At 67.0% G+C, this 25752-nt stretch carries 23 protein-coding genes and 1 tRNA gene; 15 read left to right on the top strand and 9 right to left on the bottom strand.

Annotated elements, in window-relative coordinates; genetic code table 11:
* Window positions 1–7 precede the first annotated feature (7 nt).
* From I6H87_RS02080 to I6H87_RS02030, 11 genes are all read left to right on the top strand, one after another.
* Entirely contained in the window at window positions 8–856 is an 849-nt protein-coding gene (locus I6H87_RS02080) for a type II secretion system F family protein (protein WP_011614826.1), read from the top strand.
* 12 nt (window positions 857–868) lie between these two features.
* Window positions 869–1750 (top strand): type II secretion system F family protein, encoded by an 882-nt coding sequence (locus tag I6H87_RS02075; protein ID WP_010809195.1) that lies wholly within the window; start codon window positions 869–871, stop codon window positions 1748–1750.
* Entirely contained in the window at window positions 1747–2112 is a 366-nt protein-coding gene (locus I6H87_RS02070; protein ID WP_010809194.1) for a DUF192 domain-containing protein, read from the top strand. Before I6H87_RS02075 ends, I6H87_RS02070 begins: the two co-directional genes overlap by 4 nt.
* Window positions 2109–2819: a TadE family protein gene (locus I6H87_RS02065; protein ID WP_010809193.1), complete on the top strand. Its 711-nt coding sequence runs from the start codon at window positions 2109–2111 to the stop codon at window positions 2817–2819. The genes I6H87_RS02070 and I6H87_RS02065 overlap by 4 nt, the downstream gene beginning before the upstream one ends.
* A gap of 168 nt (window positions 2820–2987) precedes the next feature.
* Window positions 2988–3380, top strand: a complete 393-nt coding sequence (locus I6H87_RS02060) for a hypothetical protein (protein WP_041687668.1) — start codon at window positions 2988–2990, stop codon at window positions 3378–3380.
* A 58-nt stretch (window positions 3381–3438) separates the two neighbouring features.
* Window positions 3439–4809, top strand: coding sequence for an OmpA family protein (locus I6H87_RS02055; RefSeq protein ID WP_062804616.1), 1371 nt, complete (start codon window positions 3439–3441; stop codon window positions 4807–4809).
* On the top strand, window positions 4809–5552 hold the full coding sequence (locus tag I6H87_RS02050; protein WP_011614830.1) for a lytic transglycosylase domain-containing protein: 744 nt from the start codon (window positions 4809–4811) through the stop codon (window positions 5550–5552). The genes I6H87_RS02055 and I6H87_RS02050 overlap by 1 nt, the downstream gene beginning before the upstream one ends.
* A gap of 16 nt (window positions 5553–5568) precedes the next feature.
* On the top strand, window positions 5569–5910 hold the full coding sequence (locus I6H87_RS02045) for a hypothetical protein (protein WP_011614831.1): 342 nt from the start codon (window positions 5569–5571) through the stop codon (window positions 5908–5910).
* Between the two features lie 41 nt (window positions 5911–5951).
* Window positions 5952–6758 carry a hypothetical protein gene (locus I6H87_RS02040; protein ID WP_011614832.1) on the top strand — a complete coding sequence of 269 codons (807 nt, stop codon included), beginning with the start codon at window positions 5952–5954 and terminating at the stop codon, window positions 6756–6758.
* A 174-nt stretch (window positions 6759–6932) separates the two neighbouring features.
* The gene (locus I6H87_RS02035; RefSeq protein WP_010809187.1) at window positions 6933–8546 is read left to right on the top strand and encodes a flagellar assembly protein A; all 1614 of its coding nucleotides are present in this window, start codon (window positions 6933–6935) and stop codon (window positions 8544–8546) included.
* Window positions 8547–8801: 255 nt separating this feature from the next.
* Window positions 8802–8957, top strand: coding sequence for a hypothetical protein (locus tag I6H87_RS02030; protein WP_010809186.1), 156 nt, complete (start codon window positions 8802–8804; stop codon window positions 8955–8957).
* Window positions 8958–9018: 61 nt separating this feature from the next.
* On the opposite strand, the gene I6H87_RS02025 is transcribed toward I6H87_RS02030, so the two are convergent.
* Window positions 9019–10131 carry a CapA family protein gene (locus I6H87_RS02025; protein ID WP_167686574.1) on the bottom strand — a complete coding sequence of 371 codons (1113 nt, stop codon included), beginning with the start codon at window positions 10129–10131 and terminating at the stop codon, window positions 9019–9021.
* Between the two features lie 245 nt (window positions 10132–10376).
* Here I6H87_RS02025 and I6H87_RS02020 point away from each other — a divergent pair, with 245 nt between their 5' ends.
* Together I6H87_RS02020 and ppk2 are read left to right on the top strand one after the other, a co-directional pair.
* Window positions 10377–11765, top strand: a complete 1389-nt coding sequence (locus I6H87_RS02020; RefSeq protein ID WP_010809184.1) for an FAD-binding oxidoreductase — start codon at window positions 10377–10379, stop codon at window positions 11763–11765.
* 130 nt (window positions 11766–11895) lie between these two features.
* Window positions 11896–12813 (top strand): polyphosphate kinase 2, encoded by a 918-nt coding sequence (gene ppk2 / locus I6H87_RS02015; RefSeq protein WP_011614833.1) that lies wholly within the window; start codon window positions 11896–11898, stop codon window positions 12811–12813.
* A gap of 342 nt (window positions 12814–13155) precedes the next feature.
* Here ppk2 and I6H87_RS02010 read toward each other — a convergent pair.
* The 3 genes from I6H87_RS02010 to pepN all read right to left on the bottom strand — a co-directional run bounded on the left by I6H87_RS02010 (window position 13156) and on the right by pepN (window position 17193).
* A tRNA-Thr gene (locus I6H87_RS02010) sits at window positions 13156–13231 on the bottom strand.
* Window positions 13232–13381: 150 nt separating this feature from the next.
* Window positions 13382–14398: a class 1 fructose-bisphosphatase gene (locus I6H87_RS02005; protein WP_011614834.1), complete on the bottom strand. Its 1017-nt coding sequence runs from the start codon at window positions 14396–14398 to the stop codon at window positions 13382–13384.
* Between the two features lie 98 nt (window positions 14399–14496).
* Window positions 14497–17193, bottom strand: a complete 2697-nt coding sequence (gene pepN / locus I6H87_RS02000; RefSeq protein ID WP_011614835.1) for an aminopeptidase N — start codon at window positions 17191–17193, stop codon at window positions 14497–14499.
* 282 nt (window positions 17194–17475) lie between these two features.
* On the opposite strand from pepN, the gene I6H87_RS01995 reads away from it, so the two are divergent.
* Both I6H87_RS01995 and I6H87_RS01990 read left to right on the top strand, forming a co-directional pair.
* Window positions 17476–18099, top strand: a complete 624-nt coding sequence (locus I6H87_RS01995; protein WP_011614836.1) for a DUF4136 domain-containing protein — start codon at window positions 17476–17478, stop codon at window positions 18097–18099.
* Window positions 18100–18441: 342 nt separating this feature from the next.
* Entirely contained in the window at window positions 18442–20763 is a 2322-nt protein-coding gene (locus I6H87_RS01990) for an NADP-dependent malic enzyme (protein ID WP_010809179.1), read from the top strand.
* A 106-nt stretch (window positions 20764–20869) separates the two neighbouring features.
* Here I6H87_RS01990 and I6H87_RS01985 read toward each other — a convergent pair whose 3' ends face one another.
* From I6H87_RS01985 to I6H87_RS01965, 5 genes are all read right to left on the bottom strand, one after another.
* Complete coding sequence (locus I6H87_RS01985) at window positions 20870–21115, bottom strand: hypothetical protein (protein WP_010809178.1); 246 nt, start codon at window positions 21113–21115, stop codon at window positions 20870–20872.
* 240 nt (window positions 21116–21355) lie between these two features.
* Window positions 21356–22423 (bottom strand): porin, encoded by a 1068-nt coding sequence (locus I6H87_RS01980; protein ID WP_011614837.1) that lies wholly within the window; start codon window positions 22421–22423, stop codon window positions 21356–21358.
* Between the two features lie 180 nt (window positions 22424–22603).
* The gene (gene uraD, locus I6H87_RS01975; protein ID WP_010809176.1) at window positions 22604–23122 is read right to left on the bottom strand and encodes a 2-oxo-4-hydroxy-4-carboxy-5-ureidoimidazoline decarboxylase; all 519 of its coding nucleotides are present in this window, start codon (window positions 23120–23122) and stop codon (window positions 22604–22606) included.
* Complete coding sequence (gene puuE / locus I6H87_RS01970) at window positions 23119–24069, bottom strand: allantoinase PuuE (protein WP_010809175.1); 951 nt, start codon at window positions 24067–24069, stop codon at window positions 23119–23121. The genes uraD and puuE overlap by 4 nt, the downstream gene beginning before the upstream one ends.
* Window positions 24070–24194: 125 nt before the next feature.
* A complete protein-coding gene (locus I6H87_RS01965) occupies window positions 24195–25601 on the bottom strand; it encodes a nucleobase:cation symporter-2 family protein (RefSeq protein ID WP_010809173.1) in 1407 nt (468 codons plus the stop codon).
* Window positions 25602–25752 lie beyond the last annotated feature (151 nt).

The following is a 25752-nucleotide window of genomic DNA, read 5'->3' as shown; positions in this document are numbered from 1 at the left end:
AGGCAATATGAACCTTGCCCTGGTGCTGTGCGGCGCCTTCCTGATGACCGTGCTGATTGCGTGGGCCGTGCTGTCGCAGGGCAAGCGCTGGTTCGTGCGGCATACGCAGACGCTGGCGACCGAGGTCGAGGCCTCGCTGGCCGATCTCTTTATCTTCATCAATATGCGGCAGGTGGCCGGCATCTCGGTGGTGGCGGTGTTCGCGCTGCCGCTGCTGACCTGGCTGGTATCGCAGAACGTGTTCTTCGCGATGCTCAGCATTCCGGTGAGCCTGCTGCTGCCGCGCGCGCTGGTGAAGAAGATGCAGCGCAAGCGCCTGATGGCCATCGAAGACCAGATGCCCGACGCGCTGCTGATGATGTCGAGCGCGCTGCGCGCCGGCGCCAGCTTCCCGATGGCGCTGGAAAGCGTGGTGGCGGAGTCGCGCCCGCCGATCTCGCAGGAGTTCGACCTGCTGATGCGCGAAGTCCGGCTTGGCGTGGACCTGATGGACGCGCTGCGCAATATGGAAAAACGCATTCCAGTGCCCGACTTCCTGATGGTGACCGCGGCCATCACGATCTCGCGCGAGGTGGGCGGCAACCTGGCCGAGACGCTGGAGTCGGTGGCGCGCACGCTGCGCGAGAAGCATCAGATGGAAGGCAAGATCCGCGCGCTGACCGCGCAGGGCAAGATGCAGGGCCTGGTGATGACGGGCTTGCCGCTGTTCCTGATCGTGGTGCTGAACCACATGGAGCCGGTGGCGATGGCACCGCTGTTCAGTTCGCCGATCGGCTGGGGCACGCTGTCCGTGATCGCGGTGATGGAGCTGCTTGGCTACAAGGCGATCAGCAAGATCACCCATATCGATGTCTGACCGGGGCCGACCATGATGCTTGTTGTTGCCTTCGCCCTTGCCGCCGGCCTGGTCGGCGTGCTCGCCGCCACCACCATGGCCATGCGCCGCCTCACCGTGGCCGTTCCCGACGAGGCGCGCGACTACCTCGACCCGTTGCCGCCGTCGCTGCGCGCGGTCTGGCCGGTGGTGCGCTTCTTCGACCACCATCTCGTCTGGATCACGCCGAAGTCGCTGCGCGCCGCGGTGGACGAGCAACTGCGCCTGACGGGCATGTCGTTCCTGATGACGGCGCGCCAGTTCCTGTCGCTGTCGATCGTTTCGGCGCTGGCGTTCTGCCTGCTGGCGGGCATAGCCATGCTGGGGCTGGGCGTGTTCTCGCCGCTGCTGCTGCTTGCCGCCAGCGCGCTGGGCTTCTTCTATCCGCGCATCTGGCTACGCGACGTGCGCAAGCGCAACCTGCTGCAGGTCACGCGCCACCTGCCGGTGTTTCTGGATTTCCTGACACTGAGCGTAGAGGCCGGCCTGAACATCAACGGCGCCCTGCTGCAGGCGGTGGAGAAGGGGCCTGAGGGCCCGCTGCGGCGCGAGTTCGAGCACGTGCTGCGCGACCTGAAGTCGGGCCTGAGCCGCGCCGATGCGCTGCGCCGCATGGATGACCGCCTGCGCGTGAAGGAGGTCACCAATTTCGTCGGTGCCGTGATCCAGGCGGAGCGCATGGGCTCGGGGCTGGCCGCCACGCTGCGCTTCCAGTCGGAGCAGCGGCGCACCGAGCGCTTCCAGCGCGCGGAGAAGCAGGCCATGGAAGCGCCGGTCAAGCTGATCTTTCCGCTGGTGGTGTTTATCTTCCCGGTCACCTTTATCGTGCTTGGCTTCCCGATCGTGATGAAGTTTATGCAGGAAGGGCTGCTGTGAGGCAGGCGCGCCTCTACCTGCGGGCCGGCCACAGCACGCTCGACACCGGCGTGCGCGTGTCGGTGGCGGCCACTGCGCGCGAACGCATGACGGGGCTGCTCAGCCGCGATTCGATGGCACCGGACGAAGCCTTGCTGCTGTCCCCCTGCGGCGCAGTCCACACCTTTGGCATGCGCATGGCGATCGACGTGGTGTTTCTCGACAAGCGGCAGCGCGTGCTGGCGGTGCACCCGTGCGTGGGACGCCTGCGCGTGCGTGCCCACTGGCGCGCGCGCCAGACGCTTGAGCTCGGCGCGGGGCGCGCGGCGGCATTGGGGATTGCGCCGGGCCAGAACCTGGAACTGCGGGAGGAGGGGCCATGACGCACCAGCAAAAGCACGCGGCGCGGCGCGGGGCACGGGGACAGTCCGCGGTGGAATTCCTGATCATCGCGCCGGCGCTGCTGCTGCTGTGCCTGGGCGTGATCCAGTTCGGGCTGCTGTACCAGGCCAAGGCCACGCTAGACCACGCCGCCTTGCAGGCCGCGCGCGAAGGCGCCGTCGACCACGGCCGGCTGGCCAGCATGCGCAAGGGGCTGGCGCTGGGGCTGACGCCGCTGTTCGTGCGCTCCGCCGACCGTACCGCGCATGCCACCGGCTATGCCAAGGCCCAGTTCGAGGCCCGCACCCAGGCCAGGATCGACGTGCTGAACCCGACGCCGGCGGCGCTGCAGGATTTCGGGCGAAGCGGCTACTACGCCGGCAAGACCACGCGGGAGATCCCCAACGACAGCCTGATGTACCGCGCCACCAGCGCGGGGCCGTCCTCTGGCGTCAATATCCAGGACGCCAACCTGCTGAAGATCCGGGTCACGTACTGCTACGAAATGTTCGTGCCGTTTGCCGACCGCACCATCTACTCGCTGGTCAACGGCATCCGGAATTTTGTTGCGACCGGTTCGTACCGCGGCATGGAGGTCCCGACCACGCCCAATTTCTGCACCGGACGGGCCACGCTGGCGTCGGAATGGCGCATCCCGCTCGAGTCCGAGGCGATCGTGCGGATGCAATCGCCGTATCGCGGCAACTGACGCATCCGCAGTCGCCGTTTTTGTAAGTATTTGTGAAAATTTGCCGGGATAAGCCCGAAGACACCGATGCCAGAATCGACAAGGTCGACAAAATTGCCGAAGCGGGGTTGTTTGGCGTTGCTGTTGTTGTGTAACCTCGGGTTCGTGCCGCAACCGGCGCTGGCGGCGATGGAGGTTTCTCGCTCCGAAGGCGTGCAGATCATCACCACGCGGCGTGCGCCGCCGGCGGTGAGCGGCGCCGTGCCGGCGTCGGCAGCGCGGGCTCCGGCGGCTTCCGCGCCCCAGGCAGCGGCACCGTCCGCACGCGGCAACGCGCCCGACCTGGCGCAGGCCGCCGTCGCGGGGGCCGCGCAGGCGGCGATTCCGAGCGTGGCGGCCAGCGATGAGCGCGAGCTGGTCAAGCGTGCGCTGGCCGAAGAGCAGCGCGGCATGAACGAGGCGATCGCGAACTACGCGCGCGCCAGCAAGGCCGGAGCCGGCCCGGAAACACTGGCGCCGCTGGAGCGCGAAGTCCGCGTGCGGCTGCAGAAGATCGACATGCTGATGCGCGCCCCGCATTGAGGCGCGTACCGGACAGGCCGGCATCACAAAAAGAAGAAGGGGAAGTACCTTGAAGGGAATGACGTTTGGACTGACGACCCGCAAGGCCGCCATTGGCCTGGGCGTCGTGGCCCTGCTGGCCTTGGCGGGCTGCAAGAAGAAGCCTGCTGACAGCGCCGCTGCGCAAGGCGATGCGCAGCCCGCGCCTGCAGCGGCATCGGCGCAGCCCGTGGCATCGGCGCCGGCAACGCCCGCGCAAACCAACGTTGCCGGGCTGTGGTCGGGCGCGTTCGTGGTCAACCGCGACAAGGAAGACCGCTCGTGGTATCCGCTGCTCAATGAGATTCCGGACCATGCCGGCTTTATGCGCAACGGCAGCCGGCAGGAGCTGGTGATTGCGCTGGCGCAGGCCTCGTCCGTCGACGTGCTGCGCTTCCGCGGCCTGTCCGATGCCGGGGCGCGCAGCAATGCGCGCCATGCCCGCGTCGAAGCCTCGGCCGGCGGCACGCAAGGCCCCTGGACCGTGATCTACGATGCGGACCTGCCGGGGCAGGACGGCTACGATACCCGCGTGCCGCTGGCCCAGCCCGTCAAGGCCGGGGCCCTGCGCCTGACGCTTACCGGCAACCGCTGGCCGGGCGACCAGGACGAGGGCCAGATCGGCCTGCAGCAGTTCATGGCCTACGGCAAGCCCGAGGCCGCGGCCGACAAGGTGCGCCAGGTGGGCGGCATCTACCAGTTTCCGGTGGAATTCGGTTCGTCCGGCTACGTGCTGCTGCACCAGGATGGTGCCGCGGTGGAAGGCTGTTACGTGGAAGGCGACTACAGCAACAAGCAGATGAAGATCACGCAGGTGCTGGGAACGATTTCCGGCGGGCTGGAAAACGGTGCCCTGCTGGCCTTCCGGCGCACCACCGAGGGCACGCCTGAGAAGGGCGCCATGGCCTTCAGCCCCGACGGCAGCCATGCCTACGCAGCGCTGGTGAAGGGCGATGCCCGCACCTTCGACAGCGTGCGCGAGGCCGGCGGCTGGCGCCTGGCGGACAAGGCGCCGCCGTGCTTCCCGAAGGCCGAGGCCGCCCCCGATCCCATCGGCCAGGCGCTGGAAGGCGCGGGCCGCGTGCAGCTCTACGGCGTCAACTTCGAAACCGATTCCGACGTGCTGAGCGCGGCGGCCCGGCCGCTGCTGGACCGTGCCGCCAAGGCGGTGCTGGCGCACCCCGACTGGCGCCTGCGCGTCGAGGGGCATACCGACAGCACCGGCGGCGACGCGCGCAACCAGCCGCTGTCCGAGCGCCGCGCCGCCGCCGTCAGGCGCTATCTGGAAAGCGCCGGCGTGCCCGCCGACCGGCTCGATGCCAAGGGCTATGGCGCCACCCATCCGCTGATGTCCAACGACACGCCGTTCGGCCGCGCGCAGAACCGCCGCGTGGAGCTGGCCAAGCAGTGATGCCTGCGCTCGTGGCCGCGCCGGCGCGCGGTGTGGTGGCGGCAATGCTGCTGGCGGGCGCGGTGCCGGCCGGCGCCGAGATCGTGATGCATGCCGACCGCGGCAGCGGCGTGACCTTCCTCACGTCGCGCAGCGCAGCGCCGGCACGGCTGGCGTCCACCGCGGCGCCCGCGGCATTGCCAGCGCGGGCGTTTATCGGGCTGCCAACGCTGGCGGCGGCAAAGGCCGCGGTCGTCAGCGCCAAGTCCCCACCCTCTGAGCTGGTTGCCCTCGCGCACCGCGCGGCGCAGGCCGCGGCGGTGGACCCGCATCTGCTGATGGCCATGGTGGAGGTGGAGTCGGGCTGGAACCCGCAAGCCACCTCCGACAAGGGCGCCATCGGCCTGACGCAGCTGATGCCGGCCACGGCTCGCATGCTGGGCGTGACCGATGCCTATGACCCGGCCCAGAACCTGCAGGCCGGTGCGTCCTACCTGGGCGGCCTGCTGTCGCGCTTCAACGGCGACACCAGCCTGGCCCTGGCCGCCTACAACGCGGGCGAAGGCGCGGTGCTGCGCCACGGGTCGCGCATCCCTCCGTTTGCCGAGACCCAGGCCTACGTGCCGCAGGTGCTGGGCCGCTATGCGCGCTTGCGCGGCGGCCAGGACGGCAGCGCCGCGGCGCCCTTGCGCCAGCCGGCGTCGCCGGCGCAGCACGGCGGCCTTGCCATTGTCTCGTATCAGAACCCCCCGCCTCCGCGGTGAAGAAAGAGGAGAAGTCATGATGTCGTACTGGATTCCGCGTGCCTGCCTGCCGGTCATGCTGGCGCTGGCCGTTGCCGGCTGTGGCAAGGAAGAAGGGCATTCCGTAGCGGCCAGCGATGCCTTGCCGAAGGCCTGCCAGGAAGCCGAGGCCGCGCAGCGCGCCTGCACCGAGAACATGGCGGCCAAGCTCGACAAGTCGGGGCAGGCCGCGGCCGCCCAGACCCTGCGCGACGGGCTGCCCGGCGAGCTGGAATCGATCCGCACGCGCTGGGCCGGCGTCTCCGACAAGGATGGCCTGGCGCAGTCCTGTGCGACGGTGCGCGACAGCTTCCGCGACATGCCGCAATGCAAGGACTGACTGCCGGTGCTTTGCTGAACTGACCAATGGAGAGGCGACAGATGCCGAAGAATTCCGACCGCGCTAGCGCGCGGCAATCCCTGGACCGCCGCACGGCGCTTGGCGCAAGCGTGGCCTTCGCTGCGCTGCTGCTGCCGGCAGCCGCAGCGGCCGGCGTTTGCGATGCGCCGTGGATGCATGACGGCGGCGAGATCCGCATGACCATGCAGGGCGGTGCGCCGGGCACGGCGACCATGTCCGTGTCCGGCGTGCGCAAGTCGGGCAAGGGCCAGTGCAATGCCAATATCAGCGTCGTGTCGAATGTGGCCGCGGCCGGCTCGGGCAACGAGACGCGGCTGGACTACACCATGGCGGTGATCGAAGACCGCCTGTCCATCTCGCGCGGCGGCGCGCCGGGCAAGGTCGAGGGCAAGAGCGCCGCCGGCACGGCATCGGGCATGCTCGACAGCAGCGCGGTCGGGACCCTGGCCTATGGCGGCGTCATTGAAGCGGAAGGACAGCGGCTGCCGGGCGAATCGCAGACGGTGCGCATGGACCTGCAGATGACCGCCGCCGGCCAGAGCGCCGGCCAGGCCAGGATCCCGTCCGCCAAGGTCACCATCGGCGGCAAGGTCGTCGGCAAGCGCGCGACCATCCCCACCCGCCTCGGCCAGAAATCCTGCTGGCCGGTCCGCTACGAGCGCAGCACGACCATGGCGCCGGTCACGGTGGCGGGCCACACCGTGTCGGTGCCGCCGGCGAGCGCCAGCGTTACGGACTGGTACTGCCCCGACATGGGCCTGGTCATGAAGCAGGAGGTCGTGCAGAACGGCCAGACCGGCACCATCGAGGTGGTCTCGGTCAAATAGCCCGGACATCGTCCGGATCGTCCCCCAGGCTTCTCCACGAAGGCGATGGCAGCCCGGCCGACGCGGCAAGGTGTGCGCTAAAGTTCTCCGCGCTGCTGCCGTTGGTTTATGGATCGATAACAAGCGGAGCGCCGGCACCCGCCGCGCGGCTGCACAAGACGATTCAGGGGACGCATGACGCATGAGTCGGGTTTGCGCCTGGAGCTTGCCGAGCCAGGCGAGCAGGTGCATGCGCGCTACACGCCGCAGCCAGGCAGGCTGCCGCCGGACCAGGCCAGCCTGCGCCAATGCCTGGACAGCCTGGGCTGGGCCGGGGCGCGGCTGGATGCGCGCGCGGTGGCGCAGTTCCTGGCGCAATGCCAGCGCGCCGAGCATGAGATCGATGCCACCATCGGTGCGCTGATCGACGGCGCGTTCGAGCTCGACATCACCGCCGACGGCCTGGCCGTGCGGCTGACGCTGCTGCCAGCCGAAGGCGGCCGTCCGGTCGGCGCGGAGGACATCCGCTGCGCCGCGGCGGCGCGCGGCGTGGTGGCGCCGATCCAGACCCTGGCACTGGACGCCGCGCTGGCCGAAGGCCGTTGCGAGCTGCGCACCATTGCCGCCGGCGTCGCGCCGCGCCAGGGTGAGCCGGCGCGCTTCATCAACCTGCTCGAACCGCGCAAGCCGGCGCAGCCTGACGACGAGGCCGGCAAGGTCGACCTGCGCGACCTGGGCAACCTGCTGCTGGTCAGCCCCGGCACGCCGCTGATGCGGCGCGTTCCGGCGGTGCGCGGCAATGACGGCGTCGACGTATTTGGCAAGCCCGTCGCCGCCGATCCGGTCGATGACCCGCCTTTTGCCGAAGGCCTGACCGGCGCTGCCGCCGATGCCGACGATGCGGAGCTGCTGCGCGCGGTGATCGCAGGATCGCCGGTGGTGGGCGTGCACGGCATCTCGGTCAGCCCCGTGGTGCAGGTGGAATCGGTCGACCTGCACTCAGGCAACGTGGCGTTCGACGGCACGCTGCGCGTGTCGGGCGACATCCGCACCGGCATGTCGGTCAACGTCAGCGGCGACGTGGTGGTCGAGGGCACCATCGAAGCCGCCAATGTCGAGGCCGGCGGCAATGTCATCGTCAAGGGCGGCATCATCGGCAAGGCCGACACCGGCCGCACCGAAGGCGGCATCAGCCGCGCCAGCGTGCGCTGCAAGGGCGCGGTGAAGGCGCGCTTTATCGAAAACGCCGTGGTCGAGGCCGGCACCGAGGTCAACGTCGAAAGCGGCATCCGGCAGAGCGATGTTGCTGCCGGCGAGCGCATCGTGGTGGGCGGCACCGGCGCGCAGGGCAGCATCAGCGGCGGCCGCAGCCGTGCCTTGCTGGCGGTGCGCGCCGCGGTGCTGGGCGCACCGGCCGGCACCGCCACCAGCATCCAGGTCGGCCTGAATCCATTTGCCGACGCACAGCGCGCCGCGCTGGAAGCCGAGCGCCGCGGCATGCTGGCAGAGCAGAACAAGGTCAAACAGCTGGTGGATTTCTTTGCCAAGCATCCCGAGAAGGCCGTTGGCGACCTGCGCGAGAAGGCGCGCGCGACACTGTTCAAGCTGTCGCGTGACCTGTTCGAGCTGGAGGCACGCTTGACCGAACTGGGGCAGCAGATGCAGCCGGCCGCCGAGGCCGTGATCGACGCCGCGCGCCGCATCCATGGCGGCGTCACGCTGCAGGTAGGCAGCCGCGTGCTCAAAGTGATGGAAGACAAGCCTGGCGGCCAGATCCGCCTGGTCGACGACCGCATCGCCGTCAACTGAACGCGCGCTGTTATCCGCGGGGATTTGTACTATGCTGCAGTTATGTCCTGGGGTGCCGCAGGATGGGCGAGAGAGCTAGAGTCGGGCAGTGAATGAAGAAGCGGATCAGCACTCTGCGGAAGCGTTACACGGAACCAACTCACGTGGCACTGGAATAACCGGAAGGCCAGCCAGCAAGGCTGGCCTTTCTGCTTTCCGTGACGGCTGCCAGGCGAACTACACTGAAGGTGCAACCATTACCCAAAGGAGGTTGCTATGGCCGCGACCTTGATTACCGCGCTGGTCCTGATCGCCCTCGTTGCGTGCGCCGCATTTGCCATCTGGATGTTGCGGGAAAAGAACCCGACGCTGCTGCAGCAGCAGGAGCAGTCAGTGCGCACATGGTTTGATCACATGATCCATCGCCACTGACGCCTGGCGATTGGCTTTCGTGCAGCCCGCCGCAACGGCGGGCTTTTTCATGGGCTGGGGTTTATGCCGCCCGCAAACGCAGTTCATGCAAGCCGCTGCGCTCCACCCGGGTGCCGAGTGCCCGTCCCTCGTCTTCAAACATGGCCTGCAGCCACGCCATATCCACTTCGCGCGCGTAGGCCAGACGGAAATGGCTGCGCCGCAACGGCACCAGCCGCAGGTCGGCGCTGCCGCCGGCATCGAAGCTGACAAAGGCCATCAGCGCCAGGTCCGGCCGATATTCGTCGTAGCCACCGATGCCTTCGTAGTCGTTGATGAAATCGCCGCAGCCGTACAGGATCGGCTTGCCGGCATGCAGCTCAATCCCGAGCGGATGATGCGAGGAATGCCCGTGCACGATGTCGATTTCGCCGCCCTCTACCAGCGCGCGGGCGAAGGAGCGTTGCGCGGGGTCGATGTGGTAGCCCCAGTTCGGGCCCCAGTGGATCGATACCACCACGATGTCGCCGGCACGCCTGAACTTGCGCACCTGCGCGGCAATGCGTTCGCGCGATGCCACCGACCAGTCTTCCAGCAGGTTCACGCCGGAATGTCCGGCGCTGGCGCGCCAGGCCGCGGGGGTGCCGGCATTTTCCATGGCAAGGGCCAGCACCAGCACGCGGCCGCCGCCGGGCCGCGGCAGCAGTGCGGCGTGCGCCGCGCTTGCCTCGTCGGGGCCGGCGCCGGCATGCGCGATATGCGCGCCGTCCAGCGCTGCCAGCGTATCCGTCAGGCCCGCGCGTCCCCAGTCCATCACATGGTTGTTGGCCAGCACCGCGCAGTCGATGCCGGCGGCCTGCAGGCAGGCGACATTGCCCGGATGCATGCGATAGTGCACCGCCTTGCCGGGCCAGACATCGTCGCTGGTGGTGATGGCGGTTTCCAGGTTGACGATGCGCGGCCGCGCAGCGCGGCTTTCCAGCTCCGCCAGGGCATCGCCCCAGGGGTATTCCGGCGCGGCGGGGCGTGCGATCGGGCCGGCCTTATGCTCGGCCAGGCGCACGTAGTCGAGCGCTGAATGTACATACGATTCATGCAGCAGCGGCTGGCTCGGATGCGCGAGGATCTGGTCGATGCCGCGCCCGGTCATCACGTCGCCGCACAGGAACAGGGGAGGGTGGCTGGCTGTGTTCATGGTGCGGACGGACGGCGCGAGGGCGCCGTCCCGGCTGTTCATTCATGATAGGCCGGCAGGGTGGCGGGGCGGCATGAACGCGTTGCGGCACTTGCCATGGGGATTGTGCGCGTGGGGCCAGAGCCCCATTTACATTCAAGCGGTGACTGCCTTAAATGATCTAGTCATCGGTCCTCGTGGCCATTTCCCTGCACCCAGACGCCGCGCGCCGTCCGATGTTTCCAACCAGCATCGGGAGGCACACTATGGCCCAGCCATCGCAGGAACACATTGAGGCACTCAAGGCGCAGTTGCGCGGGCGCCTGCTGCAGCCGGACGACAGCGGCTACGACGAAGCGCGCCGCATCTGGAACGCGATGATCGACCGCCGTCCGCCACTGATCGTGCAGGCCGCGGGCGCTGCCGACGTGATCGCCGCGGTCAACTTCGCGCGCGACCATGGCGTGCTGCTGTCGATACGCGGCGGCGGCCACAATATCGGCGGGCTGGCGATCTGCGAGGACGGCATGGTGCTGGATCTGTCGCAGATGAAATCCGTGCGCATCGATCCCCACGCGCAACGCGGCTATGTGGAGCCCGGCGCCACGCTGCGCGATTTCGACCATGAGGCGCAGGCCTTCGGCCTCGCCACGCCACTGGGCATCAACTCCACCACCGGCGTGGCCGGGCTGACGCTCGGCGGCGGCTTCGGCTGGCTCAGCCGCAAGTTCGGTACCACCGTCGACAACCTGGTATCGGCACAGGTCGTGACCGCCGACGGCAAGCTGGTGCGCGCCAGCGCCGACGAGAACGCCGACCTGTTCTGGGCGCTGCGCGGCGGCGGCGGCAACTTCGGCGTGGTGACGATGTTCGAGTTCCGGCTGCACCCGGTCGGCCCCGAGATCTATGGCGGGCTGATCGTCTATCCGCTGGAACAGGCCGCCGCGGTGTTGCCGGCCTACCGTGAACTGTTCAAGTCGATGCCTGACGAGCTGACCGTCTGGGTGGTGCTGCGCCAGGCGCCGCCGCTGCCGTTCCTGCCGCCCGAGACGCACGGCAAGCCGGTCGCGGCACTGGCGATCTGCTATATCGGCCCGCCTGACAAAGGCCCCGAACTGGTCGAGCCGTTGCGCAAGCTCGGCACGCCCTATGGCGAGCATCTCGGCCCGATGCCGCTCACGGCATGGCAGCAGGCCTTCGATCCGTTGCTGACACCGGGCGCTCGCAACTACTGGAAATCGCACAACTTCGCCGGGCTGGACGACGGCCTGATCACGATGCTGATCGAACAGATCGGCAAGCTGCCCTCGCCGCAATGCGAGGTCTTTATCGGCGCCATGGGCGGGCAGACCAACCGCGTCGCGCCCGATGCGACCGCCTATGCCAGCCGCGATGCCAACTTCATCATGAACCTGCACGGGCGCTGGGACGCGCCCGCTGACGACGACAAGTGCATCAGCTGGGCCCGTGAAGTGTTCCGCGCGGCAGCGCCCTTCGCGCTGGGCAGCGTCTATGTGAACTTCCTGACGCAGGAAGAAACCGACCGCATCGGCGCGGCCTACGGGCCCAACTACGACCGGCTGGTCGAGGTGAAGCGGCGCTATGACCCGGGCAACCTGTTCCGCCACAACCACAACATCAATCCGGCGGCGTAACTGGCGTAATCTGCAGGGACAGGCAGGAAGGCGGGGCAGGGCGGGTGGCCTGCCCCGCTTTCACGCGGCTGCAATACCGGCATGCGAGTATCGGCGCGACCGCGTTGTATCCACAGGGAGAGCAGATCAGATGAGACCGGGCGAAGCAGAGTTGGTGCGGCGCATCCACAACGAGGTGGCCGACTACTACGACGAAGAGATCGAACTGGAACTGGACGACCGCGAAGCCAGCGAGGCCTTCGGCGATCCGGTGCACCTGGACGACGAGGCCGAGCAGGACAGCCGCCGCCACTATTTCCGCGAGCTGTTCCGCCTGCAGGGCGAACTGGTGCGGCTGCAGAGCTGGGTGGCAGCCACCGGACACAAGATCGTCATCATCTTCGAAGGACGCGACGCCGCCGGCAAGGGCGGCGTGATCAAGCGCATCACGCAGCGCCTGAACCCGCGCGTCTGCCGCGTGGCGGCGCTGCCAGCGCCCAACGACCGCGAACGCACCCAGTGGTACTTCCAGCGCTACGTGGCACACTTGCCCGCCGCCGGCGAGATCGTGCTGTTCGACCGCAGCTGGTACAACCGCGCCGGCGTCGAGCGCGTGATGGGCTTCTGCTCCGACGACCAGTACGAGGAGTTCTTCCGCTCAGTGCCCGAGTTCGAAAGGATGCTGGTGCGCTCCGGCATCCAGGTGTTCAAGTACTGGTTCTCGATCACGCACGACGAACAGCGCCTGCGCTTCCTCAGCCGCATCCACGATCCGCTCAAGCAGTGGAAGCTGAGCCCGATGGACCTGGAATCGCAGCGCCGCTGGGAGGACTACACCAAGGCCAAGGAAATCATGCTCGAGCGCACGCATATTGCCGAGGCGCCGTGGTGGGTGGTGCAGGCCGACGACAAGAAGCGCGCACGGCTGAACTGCATCCATCACCTGCTGAGCCAGGTGCCCTATGCGGAAGTGGAGGCGCCCAGCGTGGTGCTGCCGGGGCGCGAACGGCATGAGGACTATGTGCGGCAACCGGTGCCGAAGGAGATGATCGTTCCGGATGTGTATTGAGGGAACAGCCCCTAGGGTTTGCACGGGTGCGCCATCGTCCCCCTGGGGTAGGCGGCTACCTATAATGAAAACAGCCACCTGTAAATCCAAGGGTGGCCGTTATCGTGGAACTGCTAGTTTTTTGGGCGGCCATGCTTGCTGCCTACCTCCTGATGAAGCGTGCCGGCTGCTTCAGCCAGCCGGTGCTTTATCCCGATTTCGACCATCCTTTCCGTTACTGGTGGGCGCATCGGCTGGGGCGCCCGCTGCCACCGCCGACTTTGCCCGATCACAGGCAACAAAAAACCCGGAGAGCGTGATGCTGTCCGGGTTTGCTTGTGTGGGCGATGCCCTGGAATTCTGTGGTGCCGAAGAGAGGAATCGAACCCCCGACCTTCTCATTACGAATGAGCTGCTCTACCGACTGAGCTACTTCGGCAACATGTTCCGGTGAACTGGAACAGCCCGCAATAGTAGCAGCGTTTTTCCGCCTTGTGAACCCCTTTTGTGTCGCCCGTGCCATCCGGCCGGGGCCAAAAGAAAACGGGGCGCCACCTGGGCGCCCCGTCCTGTTGCCGCTCGGCCGGAATCAGGCCTTGTCTTCGGCTTCCAGGTGGTAGCGGGTGACGCGTTCCACTTCGTTCTTGGAGCCCAGGATCACGGAGACGCGCTGGTGCAGTTTTTCGGGCTGCACGTCCATGATGCGCTGGTGGCCGTTGGTGGCGGCGCCGCCGGCCTGTTCAACCAGCATGGCCATCGGGTTGGCTTCGTACATCAGGCGCAGCTTGCCGGGTTTTTCCGGCTCGCGCTTGTCCCACGGGTACATGAAGACGCCGCCGCGGGTCAGGATGCGGTGCACGTCGGCGACCATCGAGGCGACCCAGCGCATGTTGAAGTTCTTGCCGCGCGGGCCTTCTTCGCCGGCCAGGCATTCGTCGATATAGCGGCGCACGGGCGGGGCCCAGTGGCGCATGTTCGACATGTTGATGGCGAATTCCTTGGTGTCGTCCGGGATCGTCACATTGGAGTGCGTCAGCACGAAGCTGCCTGCCTCGCGGTCGAGCGTGAACATGTGCACGCCGTTGCCGACGGTCAGCACCAGGGTGGTCTGCGGGCCGTAGACAGCGTAGCCGGCGGCGACCTGGTGGGTGCCGGGCTGCATGAAGTCGGCCTCGGTCACGGTCTGGCCCGGCTTGGGCATGTGCAGCACCGAGAAGATGGTGCCGATCGAGACGTTGACGTCAATGTTCGACGAGCCGTCCAGCGGGTCGAACATCAGCAGGTATTCGCCCTTCGGGTAGCGGTTGGGAATCTCGTAGAACGATTCCATTTCTTCCGACGCCATCGCGGCGAGGTGGCCGCCCCATTCGTTGGCGTCGAGCAGCACTTCATTGGCGATCACGTCCAGCTTCTGCTGGGTTTCGCCCTGGACATTGCCGGTGCCGGCCGAGCCCAGCACGCCGGCGAGGGCGCCCTTGCTGACAGCGTTGGAAATGGCCTTGCAGGCGCGCGCGACCACTTCGATCAGCAGCCGCAGTTCGGGCTGGATCGTGTTGTGCTTGCGCTGCTCCTCGACCAGGTAGCGGGTGAGGCTGATGCGAGTCATGGTTGGTTCTCCTTGGATGGCCGCAATTCTACATGCCCGGCCGCGCTTGGCCGGGCAAAGGGGGGCGTTGGCGGGCCTCCTTGTGTCGTTCCCGCCGCTCAGGCGGCCAGCGCCTTGCCCACGATCTCGCGCACGTCGCGCGACAGCGTGCTGCTGGCGGCGACGCGTTCCAGTTCGGCGCGCATGCGGTCGCGCAGCGCCAGTTCGTACTTCTGCCAGCGGTCCATCACCCGCGCCAGGCGCGCCGCCACTTGCGGGTTGATGGCGTCGAGCGCCAGCACCTGGTCGGCCCAGAAGCGGTAGCCCGAGCCGTCCTGGGCGTGGAACTGGGCCGGGTTGCCGGAGCAGAAGCTGAAGATCAGCGAACGCGCGCGGTTGGGGTTGCGCAGGTTGAAGGCGGGGTGCTCCATCAGCGCGAGCACGGTGTCGATGGTGCGCTTGCCGGCGTGCGGGCCGACGTCACCGCGCTGCATGCCTTGCAGCGAGAACCATTTGTCGATCACCAGCGGGTCGTCCTCGAAGCGCTCGTAGAAGTCCGCCAGCGCGTGCTCGCGGCCGGGGGCGAAGCTGTTGACCAGCGCCGACAGCGCGGCGAAGCGGTCGGTCATGTTGTCGGCGTTCTGGTACTGCTGCTCGGCCAGCGCCTGCATTGCGGCATCGCCGCCGTCGGCCAGGTAGCCGAGCGCCAGGTTGCGCAGTGCGCGCCTGGCGGCGGAGGTGGCATCGGGCGAGTAGGCGCCCGGCGTGGCGTTGCCCTCGTAGGCGGCGAGCCAGTCGGCCTGCAGCGCGCGCGCCAGGCCTTCGCGCATGAACTGGCGGGCGCGGTGGATGGCGGCGGGATCGGCCACGCCCATGCGCTCGGCCAGGTAGGCCTCGGCGGGCAGCACCAGCGCCTGTTCGCGGAAGGCGGGGTTGAGCGTGTCGTCGGTGAGCACGGCGCGCATGGCCTGCACCAGCGCGGGATCGAGCTTGAGCTCGCGCCCGGCCTGGACCTCGGCCACCAGCTGCAGCAGCGCGCGCGTGGCCAGGCGCTGGCCGGCTTCCCAGCGGTTGAAGGCATCGCTGTCGTGCGACAGCTGGAAGGTCAGCTGCGCGTCGGTGTACTCGGCATCGACGATCACCGGCGCCGAGAAGTTGCGCAGCAGCGAGGGCAGCGGGGCACTGGCGCCGCGCGGCAGGTTGATGAAGCGGAAGCTCTGCTCGGCCTGCGTGAAGTCGAGCACGCGCGTGGTCGCCCCGGGCGTGCTTTCGCCTTCGAGCTGCAGCGGCAGGTCCTTGCCGTCTGCGCCAAGCAGTCCGAGCGCGAACGGGATATGGAAGGGCTGCTTCTCGGGCGTGCCGGCGCGGGTCTCGATGCCGACCTTGGGGCAGCGCTGCGACAGCGTCAGGGTCAGGCTGCCGTCGTCGCCGTTCCAGTCCGTGCGCGCCGTCACCACCGGGGTGCCGGCCTGGCTGTACCACAGGCCGAACTGCGTCAGGTCGCGGCCGTTGGCATCGGCCATGGCCGCGCGGAAGTCGTCGCAGGTGACAGCCTGGCCGTCATGGCGCTGGAAGTACAGGTCCATGCCCTTGCGGAAGCCCTCGCGGCCGAGCAGGGTCTGGTACATGCGCACGACTTCGGCGCCTTTCTCATACACGGTGACCGTGTAGAAGTTGTTGATCTCTTCGTAGCTGTCGGGGCGCACCGGGTGCGCCATCGGGCCGGCGTCCTCGGGGAACTGCACCTGGCGCAGCACGCGCACGTCCTCGATGCGCTTGACCGCGCGGCCGGATTCCGAGCCCATCATGTCGGCCGAGAACTCCTGGTCGCGGAACACCGTCAGGCCTTCCTTGAGCGAAAGCTGGAACCAGTCGCGGCAGGTCACGCGGTTGCCGGTCCAGTTGTGGAAGTACTCGTGGCCGACCACCGCCTCGATATTGGCGAAGTCGGTGTCGGTGGCGGTCTGCGCGTTGGCCAGCACGTACTTGGTGTTGAAGATGTTCAGGCCCTTGTTCTCCATCGCGCCCATGTTGAAGTCGCCCACGGCGACGATCATGAAGCGGTCCAGGTCCAGTTCCAGCCCGAAGCGGCGCTCGTCCCAGCGGATCGAATGGATCAGCGAATCCATGGCGTGGCGGGTCTTGTCGAGGTCGCGCGCCTCGACCCAGACCTGCAGCAGCTTGTCCTTGCCGGAGGCGGACTGGATCCGTTCCTCGATGCATTCGAGCTTGCCCGCGACCAGCGCGAACAGGTAGGCCGGCTTGCGGAACGGGTCTTCCCATACGGCTTCATGGCGGCCGTCGGGCAGTTCGCGCTGGCCCACCAGGTTGCCGTTGGACAGCAGCACCGGATAGGCGGCGCGGTCGGCGCGCAGCGTGACGCGGTAGGTCGCCATCACGTCGGGGCGGTCCAGGAAGTAGGTGATGCGGCGGAAGCCCTCGGCTTCGCACTGGGTGAAGAAGTTGCCGTTGGACACATACAGGCCCGACAGCGTGGTATTGGCCGCGGGCTGGCAAGCGGTGGTGATCTCCAGCGTGCCCTGCGCCGGCAGGCCGGGGATGGTCAGCGTGCCGGCATCCTGGGTCGCGTCGGCGACCGGCTTGCCGTCCAGGCTGACGCCGATCAGTTCGAGTTCCTCGCCGGCCAGCACCAGCGGTGCGTCGGGCGCGCCGGCCTGGCGCGCGAAGCGCAGCGTGCTGGTGACCAAGGTGCGCTGGGGATCGAGGTCCAGCACCAGTTCGGCGTGGTCGATGGCGAACGGCGGCGGGGTATAGTCTTTGCGATAGACGGTAACGGGCGTGTCGGTGCGCAGCATGGAAAGATCCTGTCTTCGGAAGACCGTTAGGAAAGGGGGCGGGCCATGCGCGCGGCAGCGAAGCATGGCGCTGAAGTCCTCATTGTAGCCAAGGGGTCGGGGCGCGGCCCGGCGCGGCACGGCATCGGCATGCTGCGGGGAATTCCGCGCCGGCGGCGTGGTCTCAGAGACACGTGGGTATTCAGAGGAAAGCGAGGTAGCACTATGTGGCAGCGCGCAGGCGGTGTCGGCAATGCAGGAGCGGCAGGCGCGTGGCCGGGGCCGCGCGGGTGTTGGGGGGCGATGGCGTTGCTGGCGGCGCTGCTGCTGTCGGGGTGCGCCAGCACCGTGGTGACCGATGTCACGGCGTTCCGCCAGCCCGGCTGGCAGAACGATGCGCCGCGCACCTACAGCTTCGAGCGCAGCGCCGAGCAGGCGGCGCAGCTGGACCGCCAGACCTATGAGCAGTGGCTGGCCACGGCGCTGGCGGGGATCGGCTTCGAGCAGGTGCCGGCGAAACAGGCGCGCTATCGCGTCAGCATGGATTTCGATGCCGCGCCCGGCATCGTGCGCGTGGCCGAGACCGTCTACCCGGACCCGTGGTACGGCCCGTGGGGCCCGTACTGGGGGCCTGGCTACTACCGCCCGTACGGGCCCTGGGGTCCGTGGGGCCCATGGGGCCCGGGCTACTGGCCGCCGCAGACCGTGGTGCGCGACATTTCGGTGACGTTCTCCAGCCTGCGGGTGTATTTCAGGGATGCGGCCAGCGGCAAGCGGGTCTACCAGGTCACCGCGCAGAACCAGACCGAGAACGGCAGCCTGCCTGCGGTCATGCCCTACCTGATCCGCAGCGCCTTTACCGACTTCCCGGCCGAGAGCGGCCGTCCGCGCCGGGTGACGCTCGAGGTCGAGAAGGACGCAAAGTAGGGTCGCCGGGGCCGGCCGCGCGGTCCCGGCCAGGCGATGCGTGCGGATGCATGCACGGGCATGCGTCTGCACCTGTATTGCATACGCAATGGTAAAAGCTGTTTAACTGGAATAATCCACCCAAAAAGCGGCCTGCAGGCGGGCTCTGGTGGTACTTTGCGCGGACACGTGGGCTAGAATGGTTGCTCGATTTTTCCGGCCTGTCTGCCGGGATCGCCAGTATCGCTGCCAGGCGTTGTCCTTCGCTGCCGGCCCGTATCCTGAGATTTCTCGATCGGGGCTGAGCCGGATCTTGGCGGGGAGAGGGGCGCTTCCGGTCCGGGCCATTTTCCGGACGAGCCAATGAGCAGCAAGAATAGCGGTGATGCACCGCAACATGCCCCGAACAGTCCTGAAGCGCAATTGCGCCTCGCCGCGCTGGAATACCATCGCAGCCCCACCAAGGGAAAGATCCAGGTAACCGCGACCAAGGCGCTGTCCAACCAGCGCGACCTGTCGCTGGCCTATTCGCCGGGCGTGGCCTATGCCTGCGAGGAAATCGCCAAGGATCCCGCCACTGCCGCCGAGTACACCTCGCGCGCCAACCTGGTGGCCGTGGTCACCAACGGCACCGCCGTGCTGGGCCTGGGCGATATCGGCCCGCTGGCCGGCAAGCCGGTGATGGAGGGCAAGGGCTGCCTGTTCAAGAAGTTCGCCGGCATCGATGTGTTCGACATCGAGCTCGACGCGCGCGACCCGGACAAGATCGTCGAGATCGTTGCCGCGCTCGAGCCCACGCTGGGCGGCGTGAACCTGGAAGACATCAAGGCGCCGGAGTGCTTCTACATCGAGCAGAAGCTGCGCGAGCGCATGAACATCCCCGTCTTCCACGACGACCAGCACGGCACCGCCATCATTTCCACCGCGGCGCTGCTCAATGGCCTGAAGGTGGTCGGCAAGGACGTGGCCAAGGTGAAGCTGGCCGTGTCCGGCGCCGGCGCGGCTGCCATTGCCTGCCTGGACACCATGGTCAGCCTCGGCGTGAAGCGCGAGAACATCTCGGTGGTGGACTCCAAGGGCGTGATCTATGTTGGCCGCGACGCCAACATGGAAGCCAACAAGGCGCGCTACGCGCAGGACACCTCGGCGCGCACGCTGGCTGACATCGTCAAGGACGCCGACGTCTTCCTGGGTTGCTCGACCGCCGGCGTGCTGACCGCCGAGATGGTCAAGACCATGGCCGACAAGCCCATCATCCTGGCGCTGGCCAACCCCGAGCCGGAAATCCGCCCGGAAGTGGCCAAGGCCGCGCGCCCGGACTGCATCATCGCCACTGGCCGTTCGGACTACCCGAACCAGGTCAACAACGTGCTGTGCTTCCCGTACATCTTCCGCGGCGCGCTGGATTGCGGCGCGACCAAGATCACGGAAGCGATGAAGCTGGCCTGCGTCAAGGCCATCGCCGAGCTGGCCGAGGCCGAACTCAACGACGCCGTTGCCGCCGCCTACGGCGGCCGCGAGCTGAAGTTCGGCCCGGACTACATCATCCCGACGCCGTTCGACCAGCGCCTGATCGAGAAGATCGCGCCGGCGGTGGCCAAGGCCGCGGAAGAATCCGGCGTGGCCACGCGCCCGATCAAGGATCTCGAGGCGTATCGCCAGCAGCTGTCCACCTATGTCTATCACACCGGCCTGATCATGAAGCCGGTATTCTCGGCCGCCAAGGCTGCGCCCAAGCGCGTTGCCTACGCCGAGGGCGAGGAAGAGCGCGTGCTGCGTGCCGTGCAGACCGTGGTCGACGAAGGGCTGGCCCGCCCCACCCTGATCGGCCGCCCGCACGTGATCCAGATGCGCATCGAGAAGGCCGGCCTGCGCCTCAAGGCCGGGGTGGACTTCGATCTGGTCAATCCGGAAGAAGACCCACGCTATCGCGCCTACCACGAGGCCTACCACGCGCTGCGCGGCCGCGACGGCGTGACGCCGGACATGGCCAAGGTGGCACTGCGCCGCTCCAACACGCTGATCGGCGCCATGCTGATGCATATGGGCGATGCCGATGCGCTGCTGTGCGGCACGGTGGGCCGCTTCGAGGCACACCTCGAGCACGTGCGCGACGTGATCGGCCTGGCGCCGGGCGCCAAGGTGTTCGCCGCGATGAACGCGCTGATGCTGGAAAAGCATACGCTGTTCATCACCGACACCTTCGTCAACGACGATCCCACCGCCGATGAACTGGCCGCGATCACGCAACTGGCCGCTGAGGAAATCGCGCGTTTCGGCCTCGTTCCCAAGGTCGCGCTGATGTCGCACTCGATGTTCGGCTCCTCTACCCGTCCGTCGGCGCGCAAGATGCGCGAGGCCGCGGGGATCCTTGCCAAGGTGGCTCCGCACCTGGAAGTGGAAGGCGAGATGCAGGGCGACGCTGCCCTGGACGAAGACGTGCGCCGCCACTTCCTGCCGTCGACCAAGCTGGCCGGCAGCGCCAACCTGCTGGTGATGCCGACGCTGGACGCCGCCAATATCGCCTTCAACCTGCTCAAGATCACGGGCGGTCAGGGCGTCACGGTGGGCCCGATCCTGCTGGGCGCGGCCAAGCCGGTGCACATCCTGAACCCGCAAGCCACTACGCGCCGCATCGTCAACATGACGGCCGTGGCCGTGGCGGAGAGCAACGCGGTGCGCTGATGTCCTGACGGGCGTGAGCCAATGCAAAAAGCCGGGTCTGGTGACCCGGCTTTTTCTTTGATGCTGCCCCGCGGCAAGCGCGCACGGCGCGCTGCGGGATCGGTGGCTATTGCAGCACGTTGTACTGCTCGCGCATCACGACAATGATCGACTTGGCCGCGGCGAGCTGCGTGCCCAGGTTGTCGACGGATTCTTGCGGGAAATCGACCTCGGCGCTCCAGTTGCATCCGGTATGGTCAGGCTGGTGCATTCGCACCGCGTGCAGTTCGCATTCGCCGCACTCGGGGTTGTTGTCGAGGCACTGGTTCAGGATGGCCATCAGTTCGGAACGGGTCTTCGGGTATCGCCGCATGAATCACCTCTCTCAATGTCGTTTTTGAGGTCCGGATCACCAATCTAGGAAGCGTCAAAGAGCGCTTCCAATTGAATCCACCTATGAAATACCGGCTTCCGATCCATACTGCCCGACGGCATGGGATGGCGCGGCGCAGCATTCTGGCGCCTAATTTCGGCGCAGTGTGATGTCAACGCGGCAATGAAAAAGCCCGCCGGAAGGGCGGGCTCCAGGACTGCCGGTGAGGCGGTTACGTCATCAGAACTTGTGACGCATGCCCACGCCGAAGGTATCGCCGTGCTCGATGCCGGTGATCTTGTCGTAGTAGTAGGCGGCGTAGACGTCGGTGCGCTTGGACAGGTTGTAGTCGTAGGCGACGGCAAACGTGTTGCGCTTGAAGTCACCGATCGCGTTCTCGGTCTTGCCATAGGCGTAGGACGCCAGTACGCTGCCGGCACCGACCGGCACCGAGGCCCCGACCTGACCGTTGGTGTGCTTGATGTCGCCGCTGGCGGCCGTGCTGGCCTTGGTCTTGATGTACTGGCCCTGGGCGAACAGCTTGACCACCTTGAAGTCGTATGTGATGCCGCCCAGCACAGCGTCCTGGCGGCTCAGGCCTGCTACCGACAGGTCGTCCGGAACCGCGTTGAAGCGGACCTGCTGGAACGCGACGGTCGCGGCGAACGGCCCGTTGAAGTACATCAGGTTGCCGCCCCATTTGTTCTGGCCCGCAGCACCTGCCTTCTCGCCTGCCGAGTAGATCAGGTTCGCGCTCAGGCCGCCGAAGTTCGGGGTGGAGTACAGCACCGAGTTGCTCCAGCCCGAGTCGCCGATGATGCCCGGATCCACCACGCCGTTGCTGGCCGCACCGAAGTAGGTGTGGAAGATGGTCGGCGAGAACACGTACGAGTCGACCAGCGGGTTGAACAGGATGGTCGAGATGAAGTACGGGGTGGTGTTGCGGCCCAGCTTCAACGTACCCAGCTTGTCATTCTGCAGGCCGACGTACGCGTTGCGGCTGAACATCGAGTCGCCGGTGAAGCGGCCGCTGTTGCCGCTGTCCGTGCGGAAGAACCCGTTCAGGTCGAAGATGGCCTTGGTGCCGCCGCCCAGGTCTTCGGTGCCCTTGATGCCCCAGTAGGACGTCTGCATACCGCCCGAGTTGGCCACCCATGCGCGCTCGCCCGAACCCGGGCTCTTGACGCCGCCGATGAACATGTCAGCCTGGCCGTACAGCGTGACGCTGGACTGGGCCATGGCCGCACCGGAAAAAAGGGTAGCCGCTACTGCCGCCAGCTTTAGTGCCGGCTTGTACTGCTTCTGCATTGTTAGACCTCCGTGGTTTTTGATCCTGCTTGGAACGTTGTGTACTGGGTCCCTGTCGGGTTCTTCTAATGTCTTGGTGCTTTTATTCGTGCCGCCTGGCTTGGCTCGGTGAGGGGTGGTGCATGGGTGCCGGCGGCATCGGGTACAGCGTTTTTTGTTATACAGGTGACGCTTTTTTGCTCAGGCGGATACTAAGTCGTCAAGCCGGAACTGCGCAATGCGATGGATCTGGTTGATGCAAGTTTGCAACTCTTGCTGCGGCGTGTTTTCCAGTCGCCGCGCGAACTCCGCGATGATCCCGTGGCGGTCGTAGCCGCGCACGGCCAGGATGAACGGGAAGCCGAACTTCTGGTTGTAGGCCGCGTTGAGCGACTGCAGGCGGTCGAACTCCTCGGGCGTGCACAGGTTCAGGCCGGCGCCGCTTTGTTCGCGCGTGGATTCGGCGGTCAGCTCGCCGCGCACGGCGGCCTTGCCGGCCAGCTCCGGGTGGGCGCGCACCAGCTTGAGCTGGGCCGCCTCGCCCGCTTCATCGACCGCCTTGCGCAGTGCCTGCGCCAGCGCTGCGCCGTCGGCGAAGGGCCGCTGCGCGGCTGCGGTCTCGGCAAACCACGGCGAGTGTTCGTAGATGCCGCCCAGCACCTGCACGAACTCCGCGACAGGCATGGTGTTGAGTTGGGCGATGGTGCAGGTCTGGCTCATGCTTGGTTCCGGGGGGTGTAGGGGTGGGTATCGGCCCAGTGGCGGGCGATGTCGACACGGCGGCAGATCCACACCTTGTCGTGTCCCTGCACATAGTCGAGAAAGCGCTGCAGCGCGCGGAAGCGGCCCGGGCGGCCGAGCAGGCGGCAGTGCATGCCGATCGACAGCATCTTGGGGCTGTCCTGGCCGCTCGGGTCGCCTTCCTCATACAAGACGTCGAACGCATCCTTCAGGTACTGGAAGAACTGTTCGCCGGTATTGAAGCCCTGCGGCGTGGCAAAGCGCATGTCGTTGGAGTCGAGCGTGTACGGCACCACCAGGTGCGGCTTCTTCTCGCCGCCGGTGACTTCCACTTCGGTCCAGAAGGGCAGGTCGTCGCCGTAGTAGTCCGAGTCGTACAGGAGGCCGCCGTGCTCCACCACCAGGCGGCGCGTGTTGGGGCTGTCGCGGCCGGTGTACCAGCCCAGCGGCAGTTCGCCGGTCAGGTCCTTGATGATCTGCATGCCGATGCGCATGTGCTCGCGCTCGGTGGCTTCGTCGATGCCCTGGTAGTGGATCCAGCGCCAGCCGTGGCAGGCGATCTCGTGGCCCAGTTCGACAAAGGCGCGGGTCAGTTCAGGATGGCGTTGCAGCGCCATCGATACGCCGAAGATGGTCAGCGGCAGGCCGCGCTTCTCGAACTCGCGCAGCAGGCGCCAGACGCCGGCGCGCGAGCCGTATTCGTAGATGCCCTCCATGCTCATGTGGCGGTCGGGGTAGGCCGCGGCGCCGACGATCTCGGAGAGGAACTGCTCGGAGGCGGCGTCGCCGTGCAGCACGCAGTTTTCGCCGCCTTCTTCGTAGTTGAGGACGAACTGCAGCGCAACGCGCGCACCGCCCGGCCAGCGGGCGTGCGGCGGCCGGGCACCATATCCGATGAGATCGCGTGGATAGTTATCTTTTGTCATGTGTCTTTGCTTGCTTCAGGAAAACGCCCGGCACCGCCGCGCCGCCCGCAAGCGCCGACCATCACGCAATGAACGTGCCAGTCGTGCCGGCGGCGGTGTCGGATACTTCGATACCGTTGCTTCAGTTACTCGGTGCCGTGCGAGTTGGCGGCGGCGTTGCGCATGGCCTCCTCGCGCGACTGGATGCCGTTGTAGAACAGGTTCAGCGCCACGGCCACGATCGTGCCCAGCACGATGCCGCTGTGGGTGAACGGCCCGGTCCACTTCGGCAGGTACTGGAAGAAGGTCGGTGCCAGCGTCGGGATCATGCCGGCGCCGATCGAGATGGCGACGATGAACAGGTTGTGGCGGTTGCGGTTGAAATCGCACGAACCCAGGATGCGGATGCCGGTGGCGGCCACCATGCCGAACATCACGATGCCGGCGCCGCCCAGCACGAACTGCGGCACCGAGGCCACCACGTGGGCCATCTTGGGGAACAGGCCGAAGGCGATCAGGATGATGCCGCCGGCAGCCGCCACGTAGCGCGAGCGCACGCCGGTCACCGTCACCAGGCCCACGTTCTGCGAGAACGAGGTATACGGGAAGGTGTTGAAGATGCCGCCGATCACGGTGCCCAGGCCGTCGGCGCGCAGGCCGCGGGTCAGGTCCTCGTTGCTCAGCTTCTTGCCGGTGATGTCGGACAGCGCCAGGAACATGCCGGTGGACTCCACCAGCGTAATCAGCATGACGATGCACATCGACAGGATGGCGGTCACTTCGAAGGTCGGCATGCCGAAGTGCAGCGGCGTGATGACGGCGACGAAGCTAGCTTCATCCAGGCCTTCGAAGGACACCTTGCCCATCGCCATCGCCACCAGCGTGCCGGCGATGATGCCCAGCAGCACTGCGCAGTTGGCCACCAGGCCACGGCCGTACTTGGTCAGCAGCAGGATGATCAGCAGCGTCAGGCCGGCAATGCCGAGGTTGGCCAGGTCGCCGTAGGCGAGGTTGGGCACCTCCTTGACCACGCCGTCGATCACGGCACGGGTGGTGGGCTGGCCGCCGGCCGCCCAGTTGATGCCCACGCGCATCAGCGACACGCCGATCAGCGTGATCACCGTGCCGGTCACCACCGGCGGGAACAGTCCCAGCATGCGCCCCATCATCGGCGCGATCAGGATGCCGAATATCCCCGATGCGATCACCGCGCCATAGATGCCGAGCAGGCCGACATTGGGATCGGTGCCGATGGCGATCATCGGCGCCACCGAGGCGAAAGTCACGCCCATCATCACCGGCAGGCGGATGCCGAACTTCCAGAAACCAAAGGCCTGGATCAGCGTGGCCAGGCCCGCGGCGAACAGGTCGGCGTTGATCAGGAACGCCAGCTGGTCCTTGGGCAGCTTGAGCGCGCCACCAACGATCAAGGGCACGGCAACCGTGCCGGCGTACATCACCAGAACGTGCTGCAACCCGAGCGCGAGCAGGCGCCCGGAAGGCAAACGCTCGTTGGTGAGGTCCGTCGGGACCGTGGTGCTTGCGGAATTCATGGGTGCGTCTCCTCTCCTTTGGTTTGATGGGAACACCACTGCCATGGCCCCGGTCCTGGATCCCGGAGGGTCTCCGGACCGTTATCTGCCTGTCGTCTCAGCACTCTCGTCGGTGAGCCGGGTGCTGTTTGCCGATCAGGTCTGGCCTTGT

Source organism: Cupriavidus necator (assembly GCF_016127575.1).
GTDB lineage: Bacteria > Pseudomonadota > Gammaproteobacteria > Burkholderiales > Burkholderiaceae > Cupriavidus > Cupriavidus necator_D.
This window is presented reverse-complemented; position numbering and strand designations above follow the sequence as displayed.

Excerpts from the sequence above, each read along its gene's own strand:
- I6H87_RS02045 (WP_011614831.1), top strand. The coding sequence starts at position 5,569 with ATGATGTCGTACTGGATTCCGCGTGCCTGCCTGCCGGTCATGCTGGCG.
- I6H87_RS02050 (WP_011614830.1), top strand. The coding sequence starts at position 4,809 with ATGCCTGCGCTCGTGGCCGCGCCGGCGCGCGGTGTGGTGGCGGCAATG.
- I6H87_RS01980 (WP_011614837.1), bottom strand. The coding sequence starts at position 22,423 with ATGCAGAAGCAGTACAAGCCGGCACTAAAGCTGGCGGCAGTAGCGGCT.
- uraD (WP_010809176.1), bottom strand. The coding sequence starts at position 23,122 with ATGAGCCAGACCTGCACCATCGCCCAACTCAACACCATGCCTGTCGCG.
- I6H87_RS02075 (WP_010809195.1), top strand. The coding sequence starts at position 869 with ATGATGCTTGTTGTTGCCTTCGCCCTTGCCGCCGGCCTGGTCGGCGTG.
- I6H87_RS02005 (WP_011614834.1), bottom strand. The coding sequence starts at position 14,398 with ATGACTCGCATCAGCCTCACCCGCTACCTGGTCGAGGAGCAGCGCAAG.
- I6H87_RS02030 (WP_010809186.1), top strand. The coding sequence starts at position 8,802 with ATGGCCGCGACCTTGATTACCGCGCTGGTCCTGATCGCCCTCGTTGCG.
- I6H87_RS01985 (WP_010809178.1), bottom strand. The coding sequence starts at position 21,115 with ATGCGGCGATACCCGAAGACCCGTTCCGAACTGATGGCCATCCTGAAC.
- I6H87_RS02055 (WP_062804616.1), top strand. The coding sequence starts at position 3,439 with ATGACGTTTGGACTGACGACCCGCAAGGCCGCCATTGGCCTGGGCGTC.
- pepN (WP_011614835.1), bottom strand. The coding sequence starts at position 17,193 with ATGCTGCGCACCGACACGCCCGTTACCGTCTATCGCAAAGACTATACC.
- I6H87_RS02060 (WP_041687668.1), top strand. The coding sequence starts at position 2,988 with ATGGAGGTTTCTCGCTCCGAAGGCGTGCAGATCATCACCACGCGGCGT.
- I6H87_RS02040 (WP_011614832.1), top strand. The coding sequence starts at position 5,952 with ATGCCGAAGAATTCCGACCGCGCTAGCGCGCGGCAATCCCTGGACCGC.
- I6H87_RS02080 (WP_011614826.1), top strand. The coding sequence starts at position 8 with ATGAACCTTGCCCTGGTGCTGTGCGGCGCCTTCCTGATGACCGTGCTG.
- I6H87_RS02025 (WP_167686574.1), bottom strand. The coding sequence starts at position 10,131 with ATGAACACAGCCAGCCACCCTCCCCTGTTCCTGTGCGGCGACGTGATG.
- I6H87_RS02020 (WP_010809184.1), top strand. The coding sequence starts at position 10,377 with ATGGCCCAGCCATCGCAGGAACACATTGAGGCACTCAAGGCGCAGTTG.
- I6H87_RS01965 (WP_010809173.1), bottom strand. The coding sequence starts at position 25,601 with ATGAATTCCGCAAGCACCACGGTCCCGACGGACCTCACCAACGAGCGT.
- I6H87_RS02065 (WP_010809193.1), top strand. The coding sequence starts at position 2,109 with ATGACGCACCAGCAAAAGCACGCGGCGCGGCGCGGGGCACGGGGACAG.
- I6H87_RS02035 (WP_010809187.1), top strand. The coding sequence starts at position 6,933 with ATGACGCATGAGTCGGGTTTGCGCCTGGAGCTTGCCGAGCCAGGCGAG.
- I6H87_RS01990 (WP_010809179.1), top strand. The coding sequence starts at position 18,442 with ATGAGCAGCAAGAATAGCGGTGATGCACCGCAACATGCCCCGAACAGT.
- puuE (WP_010809175.1), bottom strand. The coding sequence starts at position 24,069 with ATGACAAAAGATAACTATCCACGCGATCTCATCGGATATGGTGCCCGG.
- I6H87_RS01995 (WP_011614836.1), top strand. The coding sequence starts at position 17,476 with ATGGCGTTGCTGGCGGCGCTGCTGCTGTCGGGGTGCGCCAGCACCGTG.
- ppk2 (WP_011614833.1), top strand. The coding sequence starts at position 11,896 with ATGAGACCGGGCGAAGCAGAGTTGGTGCGGCGCATCCACAACGAGGTG.